The sequence below is a fragment of the Vibrio sp. 1CM23M genome (genome assembly GCF_023161755.1).
Classification (GTDB): domain Bacteria; phylum Pseudomonadota; class Gammaproteobacteria; order Enterobacterales; family Vibrionaceae; genus Vibrio; species Vibrio coralliirubri.
The window spans coordinates 1-899 of sequence record NZ_JALNTR010000026.1 but is presented as its reverse complement, the minus strand read 5'-3'; the positions used below and the strand labels follow the sequence as shown (position 1 = coordinate 899).

Below are 899 nucleotides of genomic sequence, written 5' to 3'. Positions count from 1 at the left end.
TCGCCTGTTACGTCAGTTGTACGGAAGTAGAACTGTGGACGGTAACCTTTGAAGAAAGGAGTGTGACGGCCGCCTTCGTCTTTAGAAAGTACGTATACTTCAGACTCAAACTTAGTGTGTGGGTTGATAGAACCTTTCGCAGAAAGTACTTGACCACGTTCAACGTCATCACGCTTAGTACCACGTAGAAGTGCACCAACGTTCTCACCTGCACGACCTTCGTCAAGCAGTTTACGGAACATTTCAACACCAGTACAAGTAGTAAGAGTAGTCTCTTTGATACCAACGATTTCTACTTCGTCACCTACACGTAGGATACCGCGCTCGATACGACCAGTTACAACAGTACCACGACCTTGGATTGAGAATACATCTTCAATTGGTAGTAGGAACGGTTGGTCAACTGCACGCTCTGGCTCAGGAATGTAAGAATCTAGTGCTTCTGCAAGCTCAACGATCTTGTCTTCCCACTGCTTCTCGCCGTTTAGTGCGCCAAGTGCAGAACCTTGGATAACTGGTAGGTCATCACCTGGGAAGTCGTATTCAGAAAGAAGTTCACGAACTTCCATCTCAACTAGCTCAAGTAGCTCTTCGTCATCAACCATGTCACATTTGTTCATGAATACGATGATGTAAGGGATACCAACTTGACGACCAAGTAGGATGTGCTCACGAGTTTGAGGCATAGGGCCGTCAGTCGCAGCAACAACTAGGATACCGCCGTCCATTTGTGCAGCACCAGTGATCATGTTTTTAACATAATCCGCGTGTCCTGGACAGTCTACGTGTGCGTAGTGACGTGCTGGAGTGTCGTACTCAACGTGAGAAGTTGCGATTGTGATACCGCGCTCACGCTCTTCTGGAGCGTTATCGATAGATGCGAAATCTTTAGCAACACC

General features: G+C 47.3%; 1 protein-coding gene. It reads right to left on the bottom strand.

Features of this window, described 5'->3' with window-relative positions:
• Positions 1 to 899: elongation factor Tu (gene tuf, locus MSG35_RS23985; protein WP_086775946.1), on the bottom strand; the 899-nt coding region annotated here is incomplete at both ends.